A 19,097-nucleotide genomic window follows, 5' to 3' on the forward strand; every position below is an offset into this window, starting at 1 on the left:
TCTTCGTACCGGCCAACCAGAGTCTGACCGGACGGGCATTACTTTTCCTGGCCAATGAGATTACCGGGACAGTCAGCATATACGAGGCAGGTTGGCGTGTTTTCATGCCAATCATTCAGCAGTCGTAAGTGATATTGGGACTGGTTGTGTCAGCTCTGATGCTTAAGAGTATACCAGGCAATCCAACCATTAATCTGGTGCCATATCAGGAAGATGTCCTGCTGCACACAAAAGTTGACATGATGACTATTATAGGGCATGATATATGCCCCTACCTCTCATTTTTACACTTGCGACATCCCACGAGTGACTGCTAATAGCATACTCTGCGGCATTTCAGCGCAGGTGTAGCAATTGACAGATACATATTGACAGTCAAGATTTGATATAACTCAAGTTGCCATCTATACTGTGAGCAGGCTACGAAGGCTGACTATCGGGATGAATAGCACGACGCTGCACTTAACACCAGATGGCGCAACTGCATAATGATGTGGGTAACAGTCAGCTCCCACGGACGTGCTACGTCACGCCTCACGGTAGCAATCCGGATTATACACCTCCTCTGTGTCCTCCGTGTCTTTGTGGTGACAAAGGTGGCAACTTGGGTTGGTATAACAGGCTCTAACTGAAATGTGCTACGGAAACGCCTTATTTGACTCAACAGGCGTGAAAGAGTCAGCGAATCGGGCAATAACTTGAGCTGATGCTGAAGTCTCATTAATAAACAGCATGCTTATATCATCAGTAAAGACTAACTGCCAGCCCTCTTTCAATTGCAGGAGGTTGGACGGAGGAGAACCTTTCTCTACCAGCACTGCATCAGCCGTTGCTCGCTCCAGAATTGCGTCCCAGTCATCGATACCATAGTGAAACTGAACATATAAATCGTAGACTTCGGGTGGATAGACCGTTTCACGACGACCATCCATACCCACCTGTACTTGCGGCCCAAGATGCCATATCACGTACTGCCCCCAACCAAAATCGACGAGCAGGTGACCACGAAAATCGCTTTGGCGCAACAGTTGCACGGCCTGCTCAGGTACCGGTAATGCCGGAGCAATCCGCCAATCGTACCGTCCAATCCCAATCAAAAGTATCAATGCGGCGACCACGAAGGGCACCGGCACAAGCCAGCCCGGAACCGGAACCTCACGCTGACGTTCTCCGATCAAACGCTGCCACGCATCAACCACGTGCTCGCCGATAAACACCACAAATGCGATTCCCATAAGGGGTAAATGACGGATGGCCAGAAGCGGCATCAGACTAACCAGGATAAATAGCCCGATTGGAATGGGCCGGCGAGGAAGCCGACTGAATATAAGACCAGCTACAGCGAACGTCACAACCGAAAGGTATATAATGCCAAACTCACTGCGTAGTGGCAGAGGCTGCCAGTCAGCAATCTCCGGACGGTCGCCGGTTGCTGTTTCCAGCAGAAAGCGCAGCAGGTTCCATCCATACGGATTGACAAGTGTTGCAATAGCAGAAACAACTACCGGTGGTACAACATGTTGCCACTGACGTGGCGATGTTACAAAGCGAGCAAGCATCCATACGCCAAGAACACCACAGCCAGCTAAAAATCCACCATGGAGGTTCACCCAAAAGATTACGATCAATGGCATCAACCACAACCAGCGAAAATGCCCTCGTTCTGCCTGATCGATAATAATGAGTGTACAGGCAAAGAGCAAAAAAGTAAAAATCTGTGGTCGCACCACTCTCGCAAACCACAATGTAGTGGCGATGAGAATTAATGAAATAACAACTGCTGGAACAAAAGGTGCTCTAAATTGGCGGATAATGTACCAAAAAAGAATACCTACTGTTAAGCTATACACAAAGTGGCGCAAAACAGTCAACCCTATTTCACCACCCCACAACCAGGCAAACCCCATGAATGTCTCCATTAACCATTCATGATTAATCCAGGGATACCCTTCATTGAGGTATGAATAGGGATCTGTCCAGCTTAAACCGCCGGCCTGAATATGATCCAGACCAAAGCGGAGATGACCCCAGAGATCGGGATCGGTGTAGGTGGGCAAATTAATCACAAACAACAGCGCAAATACGACAGAAGCCAGACCTTTTTGCCAGGTATTCCAATATGTAACAGTATGTACACTATTCATGGAATAAAGTAAACTCCTATTTGCTAACCGGTCAGCATATACATATTACCACACCGACAACAGATATGACACACGAGAACTTATTTCAAACTCACGTTGCCACCTATGCTGTGAGTAGGCCATGGGGTCTGACGATCAGGATGAATAGTTCTCTCAGCCCGTCGCACAGGCGCATGAACGCTTGCCAATCACCAACGACAGCCTACCGGCTCTGGCATGTTGGTGGAGCGCAGCTCTGGTCGTACCAGTACGCGCTGGATTGGTTGTCTCATCCGCTCGTTATGTGCGTGTCGTAGTGTTTGGTGGGCAGCAGCGTAGCCGTCGCAGCAGTCGTACTCACGATCCGGCGCGTGGTACGCCGTTTACCCTACTGGTCACGAGGATGCTGGATGTGTTCGTCACGATTATAGTGTCTGCCAGGAATGAACAAGATAACTTCCAGGATATACTTTTTGAAACAGGTTCTAAGAATAAATCGCGATGTCTTACACCGGGTAAACCTTGATAAACGCCTTTCCAGGTACACAACTATGTGGTACAATAGCGAAAGAGTCGATATGTTTTCAATACATTGACGTTATAAATTCTGTTCTTAATACCGTACCAGATAAACACGTAGAAATCCATGTCAGCCCTTGAAAAGTACTGGATTGTTACCGCTTTGACCGTTGTTTCAGGAGCTTTCGGTATCCTGATCTGGCAACCTGCCGCGCTTATCCTCTTTTATATGCTCCCATCGCTCCTCATTTATCACAAACAGCAAGCTATTGATGTGTCTTTAAAAAGCTGGCCAATCTGGTTAGTCGTTGTTTGGGGATTCATATCGAGCCAATGGTCGCGCTACCCGTTTGTTACAATCAGTTGGACTATTTTACTATTACTATCAACACTTGTCGGACTATTGATGGCAGTACGGTATGAGCACGACACGATTGAGGATATATTGCAAAATTTTGCTTCGATAATTATTCTTTTCGGTGTCATTGGAAATCTATTTAATATCGCATCAGTAATGAATACGATAATTCAAACGGATCGATGGAGTGAAATATTCTACGACAAAAATATTGCTGGGAGGATATATGCGTTTTCTTTCATTATCTTTCTGCTTAAAGCTGAGAAGAGTAGATCGTGGCAACGACTTCTCTGGATGACGCTATGTCTTTGCTCGGTTGTGTTGATCAGACAGGCCGACTCGGCTACAGCACTGATTACTGTCATATTGGTTACCGTTGTCTTTGCATGCTGGAAGTCAATTCCTGTTTTGGCGAAATTCGCGCCTGTCTTTCGTAAGCGTTTACCTCAGCTCATGGTTATATCTATGACTGTTATAATACCAATTGCTGTTCTGATGATCTTATATTTGGACGCAATTCTGGGCTTGATTGGACGCAGTAGTCAGCTTTCCGGTCGTACGAAGTTATGGGATATTTCACAAAAAGCTGGATGGGAAAGTCCTGTTCTGGGATTTGGGTATGGGACTGCTTTCGTCGAGATTCCTACTATCGCGCCACTCGATACGTGGATGATCCATGCCCATAATCTCTACCTGGAGCTATGGCTGCAATTAGGGATAATAGGTTTTATCATTGTTATCTCGCTCATTGTCTTCGTATTGCTATTATCAATACAATCTCTTTACACAGACGAGAAAAGCAGATTTTCACTACTGTTCATCACCTTTGTCCTTGCATACAGTGTCACAGAGTCGGATTTAATCTCAGCAAAAGTTGATGTTGCGTGGGTTTGGGTAATGTTTTCGTATCTGTACTTCAGTTTTCAGCAGCAACTATTGTTGAAAACAGCAGATAGTAAAAGAGGGGAAGCATAACTATATGCAGCAGTCTGAGATTGTGCAGATGCTTGACACGATACTACGACGAGCCTGGCTAATAAGCCTGATCGGAGTTCTGTCGGCCCTTTTCGCTGGCTGGCAGGCTTCAACGGAAACGCTGCCACAGGTAGCCCGCGCCACTCTGCTTATTATGCCAGCATCTTCAGAAATCACTGATCTGACACTTACTCAAAAAGAAACAATTCTGGCTCTGGCACAAGATCCGCTTTTAGACGCACGTGTAGTGAAGACTTTTCGTTCGATGTACAATGTATCGGCTGATCAACTGCAAAGTGTGCAGGATCGCGTAACCATTAGCTTCAATGGTGATTTGTTTCAAATTATTGCTCGTGCTGAGACAGCCGAAAGTGCCGTACAACTGGCAACGGTCTGGAGTGAAGAATTTGCAGCGTTTATTACTGATGTCTATACTCAAGATGTTGTCTTGTTGCGACGGCTTGAGCAGCAACTTGTTGAGGCAAATCAACAATATGATAGATCTCAGCAGGAAATCGAATTGTTTCTTTCTCAGAATGACCTCACCGCAGTGGATTTAGAAGTTCAACGATTAACTCATCTGGTAGGTAGTTTGCAAACCTTAGATGGAGATGTAGTCAAAACGTTATGGGAATGTGGTAACAGGCTTATTGTCATTGCACGAGAAGCGAGGCGAACCCTTGACGCATTGCAGAGACAGGTTACTGAAGTGGGAGCTACAACACTCGGTGAGAATATTCGACAAACGAACGAAATCTGTGCATTATTACTTTCACAGCCCATTGCGCTGGCAAGTGAAAGTAATAGTTTTACCATCCCTGAATTAAATCAAATTATTACTCAATCTGATTCTGAGTATCAGAATATTCAGCAAGCGATATTAACCCATAATCAAAAAGAAACATCACAAATCTATCAGGTTCTTGCCCAACGATTATCTATAGCACGACAACAGTCTGAACGATTACACGCACAGTATGATCGTCTTCTATCTGCACGTGATACTGCACTGTTACGCATTGAACAATTATCGCGAAGGATTGATGAGTTACAGGGTTTTAATTCAATGACTAGAATTGCAGTACACTACTTGGGAACAGTTTCATCTGTAGATGATACAGTATCAGACCGACGTGTTATTCTCACCAGAGCATCCCTGGGAGCGTTAATCGGTGTCGGTTTGAGTATAATTCTTGTTTTGATATTTGAACTTCGTCGACGCCGGCTCTCGTCTGCACAGCTCTCATCACGTTCTGATTAGAACCTGTTGTCAAACAAATCTTCTGATGCTATCAGCGAGTGATGAGCAGTGATGTCTGCACGTGATCAGTCACGGCCAACGTACTGCGTGACAATGATGCGAGGAGAAAGCGATGGGGAGCTATGATTTTACCGATAAACAATGGGCGGTTTGATCTCCGTTCATATCGACGCTCCAACGGCGTCATAGTCGTTTTCGGAATGACGACTGACGGATAGTGACTGGTATGCTGGACGTTCCTACGACCGGCTGTACCTGAGCCGACTTGTCGAAGAAACATAGATTGGCCGGTACCTGCTGGCACCATTTGCGCGAATGGCACGCAATGGGACGTAGGAGTTGGTGTATCCTGTTCAGCCATTTGGATGTCACCAGCGATGTGCATATGTAACCACAACGTTCACAACACAACCGGTTCCAGTCGCAGCGAGGAGCACGTTTCTATATGGCTTGTCATCCGCTCGCTCGTCTCCCCTGCCCCCGCCACCAGGCCAGCACCAGACCGCCGAGCAGGTGTAATGCCAGCACACTGACAAAATAGACCGTGTGCTGCCCTACCGTCTGGCGAGCGGCATCGGGGGTAATGATGGTTTCGATGCGGGCAGCCACGAAGGGTGTGAAAAAGTAGAGCGCACCGCAGCTCGCAGCGGCCAGACGCCACTCGTGACGCCGGACAGCAATCCATCCGAGCAAGCCGCTGAGTGGTGTGATCAGAATGACCAGGGCCAGCCAGCGCAAGAGTTCCGGGCTGCGATTGTCTCCGATCTGAGTGTAGACCGCAACCGCGATTATCCATCCGACCAGGCTGGCAAGTATGATGGCAAAGAATGTCCGGTAGTCGCGCATCATGGGTTTAGGCTGTACGTTTCAGTGCGGATAGGCGTCGTAAACGACGTTCAATTTGCGCTGTGAGTTTTTCGATGGTGGTCTGTTGTTCGGCTATTGATCTGGCGATCTGCTCAAGTTGATCTTCGAGCTGTGCCAGTGTCGCGACGTAACGCTGACGCAATGCCCCCTCTTCACCAGTGCTACGTAGTGGTTCAATGGTCTGGCTTAGGTGTTGCTGGCGCTCCAGGATACGTCGCTGTTCGGCTTCGTGTTCGGCGATCATCCTGTGCGCTTTGTCAATCTGGCGGTAGAGGTTGAGTACTCCGCTAAGCTGCTGGAATGTCGCTTCGTCAAGCAGTTTGTCGCGGAGGAAGTGTTGCAACTGTTCGCCGGTGAGACTGCTGATCGACTGACTGCGCGAGAGGAGCCGTCGCTCGCATACCGTGAACATCGTTTGATCGGCAGCCGGTACGCTCACTGCCCAACGTGTGATGAAGCCCTCTTCGCTAAAGGGCGGCGGTGTGTCTATCAGTTCGGTATGAGCAGTGCGCTGATGCTCAATGATTACAGTACACGGTGTATGCAGAGCGCTGATGATCGTATATTGCCGGAACAAGAGCAGGTATTCATCAATTAACAGATCACTATCGTGAAGCCGAATCCCGTGGAGATGGCGAGTCTCGTGTGTCGTTTCCAGCACCTTCACACCCAATTCAACAGCGTGGAAGACGATGAATCCGGCACCGGCACGGGTGAATGGAAGTACCGACTCACCAGCGTATTCACCATTGATCAGCACAGTGACCGGTCCTTGCTCTAGTGTGAGGTCGGTCTCGTTTTTGAGCTGAATGGCGGCCAGGGGGTGCTTGTCTAGCCGACGCTGATTGTACACCAGCTCTCGTGCACCACTGAGTTGTGCTCCAACGATAGGCGCCATCGCCGATTGACCACGCCCGACACTGACCGGTTGCGTCACTCGATAGGCAAAGAGCGCTCCCTGATCTTCACCCACAGCGACCGGGCGCACACTGTCGGTTACCGTCTCAATGGTCAGCGCGGGAGAGGGTGCAGGTGCAGCCAGTGCCATTGTTTCCATTGCTTCCAGCGCCATATCACGTGCCTGTGCTGGCATCGTCCGCATACGGGCCATCGGTTTTGGCTGTGGACGCAGTGCGTCACCCAGCACGGGGCGTTCCGGCGTTTGCGGTTCGTATAGACGATACCGGAATGAAACCGGCTGACCGGCAACGAGTGTCACCTCAACATCGATCAAATCTTCCTCAAGCTGGTTGTCGAATAGCCCCCAACCCTGGAGAAAACAGCGAGCCGTACCATCGCTGCCTTCCTCGAAGAGCAGACGATAACTCACCCGCCAGGCTGGAGCTGGCGCCACGTAGCCGATCAAGAGATCGTGATCGCCGGGTGTCAGGTGTACGGTTGCCGTGCGGTTACGCTCATCGTTTTGAGCAGCGCGCATAAAGAAGGTTAGATCGTGATGCGCTTTGTCGTCGACAAGTTCAACTCGTAACAGATCATCGAGCGCAAACGGACGCACCACCCGCTCTTCCGCGAGGTAGAGACTTACGATAGCTCGACGCAGTGGTTTTTCATCTTCTACATCAATCCCGATCACCTGCCCGGTGATCGTCTCGCCCTGCTTACCGGTCAAGGTCAAGCGCACGGTGCGTCCACGCAGATCGCGCAGCAAATCGAGCAGGCTCCGTTCGTTCGAGAGCTGAATGCTCCCGCGAGCCAGCAGCGCAGCGCGGTCTTCAGGGGTGGCAAAATCGATGTTGCGCACCTGCCCGCTGCGGTCGATGACAACCAGACTCTTCAATACGTCGTCCATTGCCGTCAGGGGAAAGGTGAGCGTTAAGGCGTCACCGCTGAAGGTGCCCTGTCGTTCAAAATAGCCAACACCGTGTTTGTAGAGCACCATGCGCTTGATGGGTAGACCGGTCATGGCGTATCTCCCTGCGAAGCCAGATCAATTTGAATTGGGTTGTAGGCAGTGTACACAAGACGGCTGAAATCAGCAATTGCTCCACCGAGCAGTGAGTCAGGCCAGGCCGCCCGATCTTCCAGTGGCTTGTAGACGTACACGGCCAACACATAATCACCACCGGGTGAGCGTACAATCCCGGCATCAGCCTGGGTGTTGTCAATCCATCCTGATTTGTGTTCGACCCGTACTCCCTCTGGCAGACCGGCAACCATCCGACTATTGTCACCATTTTCGGCCAGCAAATCGAGCATCTCTTGACATCGATCTGGGTTGAGGAGTTCAAATTTCTCAAGCAGAACACCTTTACCACGAGCACACTCGTCAATCATGCGGTAGATCTGCCCGATAGCGTAAGGCGTTGCCCGCAGTGCGCAACCGGTCTCGGTATACGGCGGTTCGCCGACCGGGTCTTTCGGCCCACAGCGATATCTAACCTTGTACAGCCGGATGTAGTCGGTCGACTCGTAAGGGACATAGAGATAGAGATATTTCAGACCGAGATCGGCCAGCATATCACTCATCTCTTCGGCGCCGCGAAATGCCAGATCAGTACCGGTACCGCCGGCACCAGCAGCCAGAAGGTCATTTGCCGCCAGGTTGTCACTCTCGATAATCATGAGGCGCATACGCTGCCACTGGCGTTCGGTAAAGGTTTCAAGTTTCGTGTAGGCATAGAGCATAATAGCCGTCTTGATAGTGCTGGCACCGGGAAAGACACTGTGCGCATTCACTGCGACTTCAGCACCGGTGGCGAGATCGTACAGATAAACTCCAGCCACTCCCTCCCATGCCTCAGCCATCTCTTCGAGCTGAGTGGTGAGTTGTTCAAGCGAAGCACGCGGCTGTCCAGTAGTCGGCCAAAGGGTCAGCGCAATCGGTTCGGTTGCTCGTCCACGGCGTAACAAGCCGCTCACAATCTCCAGCGATCGATCGAGATCGATGGCCCGTCCGGGAATGTAAGCAAAGCTCCGTGACAGCACGTCGGTTGAGGTGATAACTGTTACCTGGGGAGGAATGGCCGACTCGGCAGCAAAGGTTGTCATCTGCTCGCGTAGGGCAGTTTCATCGAAGGTAAGCTGGAGTGGTACACGTACCGGTGTTTCGCTCCCCAACGCTGGCGCTGCCGCAGTCAGCAACGTGGCTGGGTCGGCGTGCAGATTAATTGCCGTCGGCTCAATCGTCTGCGTATATGCACCGGCAACCAGCCGCAGCGGTGTTACCCTCGCCGATAGAGCACTGTTCAGTGCTGCTTCTGCCTCCGCAACCGTCAAGCCACCAATTGGCACGCTGGCAACTTCAGTGCCGTTGGCGTAGACTGGTAGAGGTGTGGGAAGTGGAGTGGGAATCACCAGCCGGGTCGGTTCAGCCGCGATGACCGGTTCAGACGGCATCGTAGCATGAGGGGTTGGTGTACACCCGGCAATGAAAGCCATGCAAATCAGGGCAATGGCAAACAAACGGGGCCGGAGATTCATAGTTGAACAAAACTCCATCTTTCAAAATGCGGGCCGCATGTACCTGGTCAGAAACGTTATTGTTCATCAGGCTCAAGATAAAAGGTTAACGGATAGCCGGCCTCGCGGGCTGCATGATGAGCCTGGTAGACACGCTCTTGCGCTTCTTGCAACGGCAGTACCGTTACCAACGCACGCCCTTCATAATGGGCAGTAAGCATCACCTGTTCGGCACGGGCCAGATCAAGCCCGAAAAAGACGCGCAACACGATGACGACAAAATCCATGGGAGTCACGTCGTCGTTCTGAACAATAACCCGGTACGGCCGTTCAAGTTCCTCATCGCTGGCAACCGCAAATGAGACGGCAGGCCGCACGGTGACTGCTGGTTGTTCAGTTGACATGGGCTCCTCCGTCAGTTACTGTACCATCAATTCCTTCTGGCAGTATAGCATAAAGCATTATTCATCCCGGCGCCGGCGTCGTTTCGCTGCCAGTAGTGCGGCAATCCGCTCTTCGTCGCTTTGCGATAAGGTAGAGGTTGGGGCTGGCGCTGATGAAGACGGTTTCGCCGCCGGTGGTTTGCGCTGCGGTCGGCGGATGACGACAGGACGCCAATCGGGCACTGCGGCAAAGAGTCGACGGAGCGCAACGTCTACTGGCAATAATGCCAGTGCCAGCCAGATCAGAGGCATAGTCGCCGGCCAGACCTCATACACGGAACGCTCTGTCGGTGTAAAGAGCAGGTCTGGCGGTGGATTAACTCGACCACCGGTCAATGCTGCAAGTTCGGTCAGTAGACCAGAATTCGCCGCAAATTGTCCATACTCCGGTGAATAGTTTACCGTCAGGCCGGTGGCAACCGTGCCGAGTGGTATCCCGTTGCGGTCAGTTGCACTCACCTGTACCAGATATGCTCCCATCTGATCGATGGTTGTGATTGCACGATACCGTCCAGGCGCGATCTGCACAAAATCCAGCACGACTTCATCGGCCAGACCACTGATGCGACTGCGCATCTCGCCCAATTCAACAGGCAGACCACTGCGATCACGGGTCTGAAGGTCAAGGTCAACTCGATCAGCGATTACCGTTGCGCTAAGCGACAGATAATCATCACTATTGAGCGGAAGCACCTCAGACACCAATCCAGCGGCAAAGCGTGGAAACTCTGACCATGATAACCATGCAGTTGCCCAACGTCCGGTCATATCACTTGCCCAGGCCAGTACACGCCCAACACCGATCTGGGCCGTCGCCAGGAGCGGCGATCCATCATCGGCGACCAGGAGTACCCGGCTGATTGACCGTTCGGCAACGACGTTCCGTCCCCGTAGCGGTGGCAAAGCGCTAAAATTGTGCAGCCAGGGTGTCGGTAATGCAAGTGCAGGTGTGAAAGGCTCTTCTATCAGATCGCGATTTGCCACCCGGACAGTCTCTTCCAGCAGAATCTGTGGCAGAGTTTCAGCCTGGCGAACAGCGTAGTATTTACCGCCACCGATCTGCGCAACCCGCTCAAGCGCACGGTCAGTATTCAGACCAATCGCCACCGTGCTGATCGTAACCCCTTGTGTCCGCAGCTTGGCAACCAGATCAGCATATTCAGTCTCAGATACACCATCGGTCAAGAGGATCACATGCCGAATCCGGGCATCAGCCGTGGTGATGGTCTCGGCTGCCAGTGCCATTCCGCTGCGAATATTCGTGCCGCCACCGGCAGACAATCGACTCAGTGCGTCTTCAATTGTCACCAGGTCGGGGAGTGGTTGCAACGGTAAAATCACATCGGCAAAGCTATCGAAGGCGATAATTGCGATCTGATCTTGACGCGATAACCCAAGACTCGCTTGAAATGCCGCTTCACGGGCCAGGTCAAGTTGGGTGCGCAAGCCGTCCACGAGTTCGCTCATACTCCCGCTGCGGTCAATAACCAGTGTTAGTGCCAGGTCAAAACGCTCTTCGCGCACCGGTGGATCAAGTGAAACCGGGAACAATGACTCAAGCAGAGAACGGCGCCAGCCACCAGCACCAAACGATTGCGTTCCACCGATGACCAGCAGTCCGCCACCCAGATCGCGCACGTAGGTTGTCAGAGTACGCTGAAGTGCCGGCGAAACCGCGTTCGCCGGGGTGTCAACCAGGGCAATTGCATCGAAGGTGCGCAAATCGAGCGGATTGGCCGGTGCCTGCATCGGTGTCTGTACCGTCACCTCAATCCCACCGGTGCGCCAGGCTTCGGCCAACGCAAGCGCCTGCTCCGGTGCCATCGTTAACAACAATACTCGCGGTGGGCCACTGACAAACGTAAATGCTACCGCCCGATTGTTGGCCGGTTGGGTGTCGAAGGGAGCAATCAGATGCGCCTCAAAGCGGCGAAACCCACTCTCGCGTGCCGGTACAGAAAATGCAACCTGATTGCGACCCGGTGTCACCGTCACGGATTGTTCGGCCAGTAATTGACCATCAGCGATCAACTGCACCGTCGCCGTGCCCTCGACTTCACTCTCAATCTGAACAGTTAGCGGAATGTTCTGGTTGACGTCAGCCGTCGTCGGTGCCTGTAAGTCCGTGATCAACGCATCAGGACCGCGCTCTGCCGCCAGGATGACGACCTCAATCGGAACGCCACGGGCAGCCGCCAGACGAGCGGCTGTTAACGCCTGACCTGCATTCTCGCTGCCATCCGAGATCAACACCAGTCGTCGATGCATCGCATCGGGCAAAATTGCCAGTCCCAATTGGATGGCGTCTTCAATATTGGTGCGTGAACCGGCTACCAGTGCATCGATCCGGTTTAGCGGACGAGGTGGTTCGGCCACGCGCTCGACCATTGCTCGTGCGCCAAACACGATCACGGCCATGCGATCTTCAGGATCGGCGGCAGCCACCGCCTGCTCAATAAAATCGAATGCTGCTACCCGTTGCGCAGGTGAGACTGAATCGCTAACATCGAGCAGAAAAACTGTAGCAGTAGCATTCACCGGTCGACCGATCTGCAGGCCGGCCACTGCCAGCACGAGCGCTGCCAGGATCAGGAAACGAACCACTACCAGCAACCACAAGCGCAAACGCCCAAGACGGCGGCGGAGATCCGCACGACCCAGCCAGATCACACCAAGCAGAGGAATGGCGAGCATGAATAGCCACAATGCTGCCGGCTCAACAACGCTCAGCACCATTCAACTCCGTTCCAGGATAGTAGTGCAGTATGCCGTACCATCGTATCGAGAGGCAATGACGCTGGGTAAACAGAATCCTTACGCTTGGGAAAACGCAGGTAGCGTCAACGCACCCTACGGGTTCACCCGCACGATGACCAGCGTCATATCATCGTGAGCAACTTGTCCTTCGGTAAATCCATGGACTGCCGCTAACAGCCGCTCTAGCAGATCAACCGGTTCCAGGTGCCCCCAGTGCCGCACCAATCGCTCAAGGCGGTCGAAGCCAAACAACTCACGCTCACGATTCTGGGCTTCAACCACACCATCAGTATAGAATACCAGCGTATCACCAGGAGCCAGATCGAGTTCGAGCTGATTGTAGCGGGCATCGCGTTGCATACCAAGTGGCAGTGCGCCGGCTGTTTCCAGGAAGGTTGTGCGCCCATCGGCGTGGCGGAGCAACGGTGACAACTGACCGGCATTCGCCAGGATTAAGCGTTGCGCGATTGGATCGATCAACGCATATCCCAGAGCGACAAAGGTATGACGTGGTACATCATCGACCAGCCAGCGGTTGGTCTCGGCCAGCACCAGTCGCGGAAATTCATGATTGCGCGCTTCCGAGCGGGCAGTGGAACGGGCAACCGCCATCAACATAGCCGCCGGTAACGACTTTCCACTCACGTCACCAATAATGACCCCAATCCGTGCGCCAAGATCAATCACGTCGTAAAAATCACCACCTGTCTCACGCGCCGGCAAACAACGGGCTGCAACACGCAGTCCAGGACACACCGGCAACTCCCGTGGAAAGAGATTCAACTGAATCTGGCGCGCAATCGCCATCTCTTGTTCCACCCGTGCTACCGACTCCTGATAGAGTTGTGCATTCTCGATTGCCAGTGCTGCGTGGTTGGCAAAGGTCAGCGCAACTTCCAGATCTCGTTCGTTGAAGGCGTGACGATGGTATGAATCAATATTTAAGACGCCAAGTACACGACCCTTTGCAATAAGAGGCACCCCCAGCCAGGTTAGAATACGCTCACCCATATCGCCGGGTGGCCAGATGGTACGATCAGGTGGCGCTACCAATAGGATCGGACATCGCTCGCGGACGACCTGGCCGGCACCGCTATTAGCAACCGGTAGAGTTCGCCCTAGCGGTACCTCATGAGCGGACCAACCACTGGCAGCCGCAATCCGCAAGTTCGGCCCATCGAGCAACATGATGGTTGATGTATCGTAATTAATGACCTTACGTAGCTCTGCCAATACGAGCTGTAAAACTTCGTGGGGATCGAAGCTTGAACTCAAGACGCGAGCAACTTCGCGCAGCGTCTCCGCAGTACGGCGCTGCTCCTGTTCGGCGGCGAAGAGCAATGCATTCTCATAAGCCGTTGCCACCGAGGTCGTGACCGTCATCATCAGCTCTAGCTCCTCGTCGGCATAGGAGCGTGGTTCGCCAAAGCTGTCAAACGAAATCGAGCCAAACACCCGATCACGGCTGATCAACGGCACAATCACTAGCGAGCGTACCCCCATCTCACGCCACCGCTCGCGTGATACCGCTGCCCGTGGATCACTCTCAATATCAAGAATGACCTGCGGGTGACGAGTTGTGCGTAAGGCATCAACCAGCGGATTCTGCCGGAGATCAATCACAGAACCGACAATCCCGGTTGGTGGATATTCTGCTGCCACAATCCCGGTTTCTTCGTCTTGAAACAGCACCAGACCGGTGTGATCGGCCCAGAAGAGCTGCACCAGTTCACGAGTAGCAATGTCGAGGATTTCTTGCTTATCAAGCCGGGCAGCCAGCAATCCGGCAATACGATTAACCAGCGCCATTCGGGCTGCCTGACGTTCGGCTGCAATCGCGTGGGCCTGCGCAGCTTCGAACAGACGTGCATTTTCGCGTACCTGACGCTCTCGCTCTTCAAACAACTGTACTTTTTGTACGGCCAGGCTAATCAGGTTGGCAATTTGAGCCAGCACATCAATCGTATCATCATCATAACGATACGGACGTTCGTCCTGTAGCACCAGCACCCCGATAGCGGTTTGATTGTAGGACAGGATAGGCACCCCGACCCACGAGCGCATCAGATGCACCGAGCCGATCTGATGTGGTTTGATCCCCAGTGCGTGGATTCTGGCACGTTCAACCGCAAGATCATCAAAGCGCAGGGGCTGGCGATGGGTGAGTAGCCAGTCAGAAAGGGACGAGGGTGGCGGTGGTTTGCCAACCAGATCGTGCCCTATCTGGTGGTTGTGTTCAATAAATGTTGCATACTGTACCCGGCGCGAGACCGGATCGCAGAGCAGCAAGTAAAAGATTGATGCGGTTGTCAAATCGACCACAACCCGCCGGGTTTCGTTCAAAATGCGCTCAAGGTCGTAGGATTCTGCTACCAGCTTGCCAATCTGATTGATCGCTTGCAGCTCGGCAATCTGGCGTGAACGTTGGGCTAACAACGTCACGTTCTTGACGTGCAGTGATAACTGGGCAGCGACATTGCCGAGAAACTCCATATCGCGAGGCGTGAAGGCATTGGCCTGGTAACTCTGTACTGAGACAACACCGATTGGTTGGCCATCACGGTCGAGCAGAGGCCAACCCATCCACGACTGGGCCATGCGTTCGGCGCCGATAATGACCCCTTCGACGTCTGGGAAGGCTCCAATCTCGCTCGACAGATCACGTAAGAAGATCGGTTGCCGCTCCCGCAGAATACGGGCGGTGAGTGAACGTGGCGGTGGAGGCTGGCCGATCCAGAAATCAAAGAACTCTCCTTCATCAAGGATAATCCCGTCACTGATCAGATGGCGAACCGGATCGTAGATCACCATCGTGAAAGCGTCGAGATTGATACAGTTTTGCAAGCCCAATGCCGCCCGCTGAAGCAATTCGCGTGTTGTTTGTACGGTTGAGGCAGCCAGACTGATCTCACGCAGTGCACGTAATTCCGCAATCTGACGTTCACGTTGTTCGGTAAGTCGGCTATGCTCAACCAGGATGGCAATCTGGTTTGCCACTGCCTGCGCTAGAGTCAGCTCGTAGGGGGTCAGTTCGCGTGCTGAAAAACCAAACAGGCTCAATGTCCCCAGTACCTGACTTCCGACCACCAGTGGCATATTGATGGTCGACTCGAAGGGTGGGAAGAGATGCAGAGGAAACGTCGCCGGATCGTAATGCGCCTGCCAGTCGCGGTCAATAATTCGTGGCTGTCGTTTCAAGACCACTTCACGCAGGGGGCTGATTTCGAGCGGGATTTGACGAGTCTGTTCAATGTATTTCTGGGCAAACCCTCGTTGTGCGCACAATACCAGTAGCGAACCCGTCTCGTCGAGGAGACGAACATTACCGGCATCGAAATGCAGGGTCGTAATCGCAATAGCCAGTGCCTGATCCAGGACTTCGTGCAGGGAGCGCGTATCGACCAGTGTCGCCGCCAGTTCGCTTAGTGCTGCCAATTCTTCGCGTCGTGCTGCCAGTTGCGTGGACAATTCCCGACTGAGCCGATCCTGCTCTTCAACCAGTACCGCATTTTCCAGTGCTAGCGCAATGACGTTTGCGATCCGCTGCAACAGATCGAGAGTTTCGTGGTTGTAGCGGCCAGGCTGGTAGCTTTGCAGCGAGATAACACCAACCACTGCGTCGCTAATCATCAGCGGCACACCGATCCACGAACGCGAGAGTTTTGCCGTATTACCGAACGGTACCGGTGGTAGACTGGCATCACGTTCGGTCAACAGATCGCGAAAGAGCATCGGCTCGCGCCGCCGCACAATTAAGCCGGTCAGGTAGCCATACTCACGATTTTCGAGAAAATCGATCTGTCCCTCATCGTAAAGCAGTGCAGCCTTAAAGATTTCTGGTCGCTCATCACAAAAGGCCAGATAACAGGCATCAAACTCAAAGACATTGTGCAGCTCGCGCACAATTGTCTCGAAAATAACCCGTAACGATGGACGGCCACGGGCGGCAAGACCAATCGCGTAGAGCGCAGCCAGAATCTGCTGGTCACGCTCTTGTTGCAGACGCAATGCGTCACGCTGGCGTTGAAGATCGCCTATCAATTGTCGCCGACGTGCGGTACGAGTCATGCTACATCGTCCTGGGTTGTGCCACTAATGAATGGTAGCCGGCACACGGTTGCCGGTTGTCGAGCGAGGTTCACGATGGTGCCACTTTCGGCATAGGCACGGCGCAAGTAGGCCAATCCGATCCAGCCATATCGCGGTGAATAGACGGCACTGGTCAGGGTGCCAGCTTCTTTGCCATCCACCGTTATCGATGCCGGCACCGCCTCGGGCGCAGCCGACAGACGTAAGCCACACAAGAGCTTGGCGATCCGACCCCGGCTTTCCATGCGGGCAATAATCTCTTGCCCGACGTAGCACCCTTTCTGGAAGCTCACTGCACGCCACAAATTGGCTTCTAGCGGAATATAATCAAGCGTAATCTCGTGGTTGAAGCGTGGGTAGCCATGCTCGATGCGTACCACTTCTGTCGTATGACTGTCGAGTGGAACGGCCCCTGCATCAGTTAGCGCAGTAAGCAGTGTCGTTGTTTGTGTAGCCGGTGAATAGAGAGTATACCCGTCACCACCCAACGGTTCACACCGTGCTACCAGTACCTGATGCCCATTCCAGTCACCGGTTGCGATACCGTGCAGCGGCAGATCAACCGGCAAGCCAATCGTCTGTATCACCTGACTGGCCTGTGGCCCATAGACGCCAATCTGTCCCAGTTCGGTACTCGCATCGGCGACCGTCACCTGATCGTTGAAGAAGATATTCTTGCGCAAATGGCGCAAAATCGCCGGCCCATGACCATCGCCGGTCTCAAGCAACAATGTATCGGGGAGGGCATATACCCGTAGCAGATCGATCATACGCCCAATTGGCGTCGTGAGCACGGTCAGAGTGCCTTGACCGGGCTGTAATCGCTCGATATGGTTCGTCGAGAGCCGGTGTAGCAGTGCTGCCCGATCGCGACCGCGCATCCAGAGCCGTCCGCGATCAGACTCGTTGATCACGGCAGCATACCCATACACCGCCTCGTAAGCTGTCAGTGTTTCCTGATTCATAGCGTAGCAATCATCTACTCAGAAGCTTATCGTTCATAAATATTGTATCACGCTGAACCCAAAACTGTTCGCCGTTCTCTGAGCTGTAATTGCATGCCGTACCGTGGACGGAGGGTAATACCGGTCTGGAGGACGACCGGATGATCGGCAACCGGCAGAAACTGCCAGCGTTGCGCCAGCGTCGCCAGCACGAGAATACCCTCCATCCAGGCAAACGGTTCGCCGATACAGGTGCGTGGCCCACCGCCGAAGGGGAAGAAGGCAAATTTTGGTCGCCGGGCCTGGGCTTCTGGCGTGTGGCGGAGAGGGTCACAATGGTACGGTTCAGGGAAGAAACGGGGATCGTGGTGCATTAACCATGGACTTAACAGAACGATGCTATCAGGCGCAACCCGCACGTCACCGAGTGTCACCGGGGCAATTGCCCGCCGCCCGATAAGCCACGCCGGAGGATAGAGACGCAGGGCTTCGGCAAAAAACCATGAGGTATAGGTCAGCTTCGGTAGATCGGCGACAGTCGGTTTCCGTCCACCGAGCACAGCATCCAGTTCGGCGGTCAGGTTTGCGGCAAGGGATGGATATTGCGCCAACAAGTAGAGTGCCCAGGTCAAGGCGTTTGCGGTGGTCTCGTGCCCGGCAAGAAAGATCGTCAACAGTTCATCACGCAGTTGCGTATCGGTCATCCGGTAGCCATCACCTTCGTGATCCACAGCGGTCAGCAACATCGAGAGCAGATCGCCACGATCAACCGGATTGGCGCGACGCTGGGCAATCAACCGGTATATGATGGCATCGAGTCGGGCTTTCACAGCCTGAAAGCGTCGCACAGGTGGTAAGGGCAAGGCAAACAGCCAGTCGGCAAACGGTAATACCGCCAGATCGAACATAGCAACCAGATCATGCATTGCCGCAAACACCTCATCGGCATCAGCTTCCGTATCAGCCGAAAAGAGGGTTATCCCAACAATCTGCAATGTAATCGCCATGAATTCGCGGCTGACATCGAGCACCAAGCCATCTTGCCAGTGTGCACTGTGCGCCTCGGCCACCGCAACCATTGCATCGCCATAAGAGGCAATCCGTTGGCGGTGAAAAGCCGGCTGCATCAGGCGTCGCTGCCGCAGATGTACTTCACCCTCACTGGTCAGCAACCCTTCTCCGAGCAGGCGCTTTGCCCGTTCCAGCACACGCCCTTTGACAAAGGCACGATGCTGTGTCACCAGCACCTCCCGGATGAGATCAGGATGGTTCACCAGCACCATCATCTGCGGCCCAACCCGAAATGGCACCACATCGCCGCGAGTAGCCAGTTCCTCCAGC

The 19,097-nt window shown here is 53.2% G+C and carries 11 protein-coding genes; 2 read left to right on the top strand and 9 right to left on the bottom strand.

Annotated elements, in window-relative coordinates:
* Positions 1-638: 638 nt before the first annotated feature.
* A complete protein-coding gene (locus VAE57_RS09385; protein ID WP_322821625.1) occupies positions 639-2,144 on the bottom strand; it encodes a hypothetical protein in 1,506 nt (501 codons plus the stop codon).
* 625 nt (positions 2,145-2,769) lie between these two features.
* Here VAE57_RS09385 and VAE57_RS09390 point away from each other — a divergent pair.
* A complete protein-coding gene (locus VAE57_RS09390; protein WP_322821626.1) occupies positions 2,770-3,975 on the top strand; it encodes an O-antigen ligase family protein in 1,206 nt (401 codons plus the stop codon).
* A gap of 4 nt (positions 3,976-3,979) precedes the next feature.
* Positions 3,980-5,236 carry a hypothetical protein gene (locus VAE57_RS09395; RefSeq protein ID WP_322821627.1) on the top strand — a complete coding sequence of 419 codons (1,257 nt, stop codon included), beginning with the start codon at positions 3,980-3,982 and terminating at the stop codon, positions 5,234-5,236.
* A 453-nt stretch (positions 5,237-5,689) separates the two neighbouring features.
* Here the strand turns inward: VAE57_RS09395 and VAE57_RS09400 are convergent, their stop codons facing one another.
* From VAE57_RS09400 to VAE57_RS09435, 8 genes are all read right to left on the bottom strand, one after another.
* On the bottom strand, positions 5,690-6,085 hold the full coding sequence (locus VAE57_RS09400) for a hypothetical protein (protein WP_322821628.1): 396 nt from the start codon (positions 6,083-6,085) through the stop codon (positions 5,690-5,692).
* A gap of 4 nt (positions 6,086-6,089) precedes the next feature.
* Positions 6,090-8,027: a hypothetical protein gene (locus VAE57_RS09405; protein WP_322821629.1), complete on the bottom strand. Its 1,938-nt coding sequence runs from the start codon at positions 8,025-8,027 to the stop codon at positions 6,090-6,092.
* On the bottom strand, positions 8,024-9,544 hold the full coding sequence (locus tag VAE57_RS09410; protein ID WP_322821630.1) for a serine hydrolase: 1,521 nt from the start codon (positions 9,542-9,544) through the stop codon (positions 8,024-8,026). Before VAE57_RS09410 ends, VAE57_RS09405 begins: the two co-directional genes overlap by 4 nt.
* A 56-nt stretch (positions 9,545-9,600) precedes the next feature.
* A complete protein-coding gene (locus VAE57_RS09415) occupies positions 9,601-9,927 on the bottom strand; it encodes an ATP-dependent Clp protease adaptor ClpS (RefSeq protein ID WP_012258468.1) in 327 nt (108 codons plus the stop codon).
* Positions 9,928-9,984: 57 nt separating this feature from the next.
* On the bottom strand, positions 9,985-12,702 hold the full coding sequence (locus tag VAE57_RS09420; RefSeq protein WP_322821631.1) for a VWA domain-containing protein: 2,718 nt from the start codon (positions 12,700-12,702) through the stop codon (positions 9,985-9,987).
* A 114-nt stretch (positions 12,703-12,816) separates the two neighbouring features.
* Positions 12,817-16,791, bottom strand: coding sequence for a GAF domain-containing protein (locus tag VAE57_RS09425; protein WP_322821632.1), 3,975 nt, complete (start codon positions 16,789-16,791; stop codon positions 12,817-12,819).
* Entirely contained in the window at positions 16,788-17,777 is a 990-nt protein-coding gene (locus VAE57_RS09430) for a YgfZ/GcvT domain-containing protein (protein WP_322821633.1), read from the bottom strand. Before VAE57_RS09430 ends, VAE57_RS09425 begins: the two co-directional genes overlap by 4 nt.
* Before the next feature lie 47 nt (positions 17,778-17,824).
* On the bottom strand, positions 17,825-19,097 hold a 1,273-nt coding region (locus VAE57_RS09435), incomplete at its 5' end, for a cytochrome P450 (RefSeq protein ID WP_322821634.1).

Source organism: Chloroflexus sp., from assembly GCF_034434295.1.
In the GTDB taxonomy this organism is placed as follows: Bacteria; Chloroflexota; Chloroflexia; order Chloroflexales; family Chloroflexaceae; genus Chloroflexus.

Coding starts and splice junctions, on each gene's coding strand:
- VAE57_RS09385 (WP_322821625.1), bottom strand. CDS start 2,144: ATGAATAGTGTACATACTGTTACATATTGGAATACCTGGCAAAAAGGT.
- VAE57_RS09390 (WP_322821626.1), top strand. CDS start 2,770: ATGTCAGCCCTTGAAAAGTACTGGATTGTTACCGCTTTGACCGTTGTT.
- VAE57_RS09395 (WP_322821627.1), top strand. CDS start 3,980: ATGCAGCAGTCTGAGATTGTGCAGATGCTTGACACGATACTACGACGA.
- VAE57_RS09400 (WP_322821628.1), bottom strand. CDS start 6,085: ATGATGCGCGACTACCGGACATTCTTTGCCATCATACTTGCCAGCCTG.
- VAE57_RS09405 (WP_322821629.1), bottom strand. CDS start 8,027: ATGACCGGTCTACCCATCAAGCGCATGGTGCTCTACAAACACGGTGTT.
- VAE57_RS09410 (WP_322821630.1), bottom strand. CDS start 9,544: ATGAATCTCCGGCCCCGTTTGTTTGCCATTGCCCTGATTTGCATGGCT.
- VAE57_RS09415 (WP_012258468.1), bottom strand. CDS start 9,927: ATGTCAACTGAACAACCAGCAGTCACCGTGCGGCCTGCCGTCTCATTT.
- VAE57_RS09420 (WP_322821631.1), bottom strand. CDS start 12,702: ATGGTGCTGAGCGTTGTTGAGCCGGCAGCATTGTGGCTATTCATGCTC.
- VAE57_RS09425 (WP_322821632.1), bottom strand. CDS start 16,791: ATGACTCGTACCGCACGTCGGCGACAATTGATAGGCGATCTTCAACGC.
- VAE57_RS09430 (WP_322821633.1), bottom strand. CDS start 17,777: ATGAATCAGGAAACACTGACAGCTTACGAGGCGGTGTATGGGTATGCT.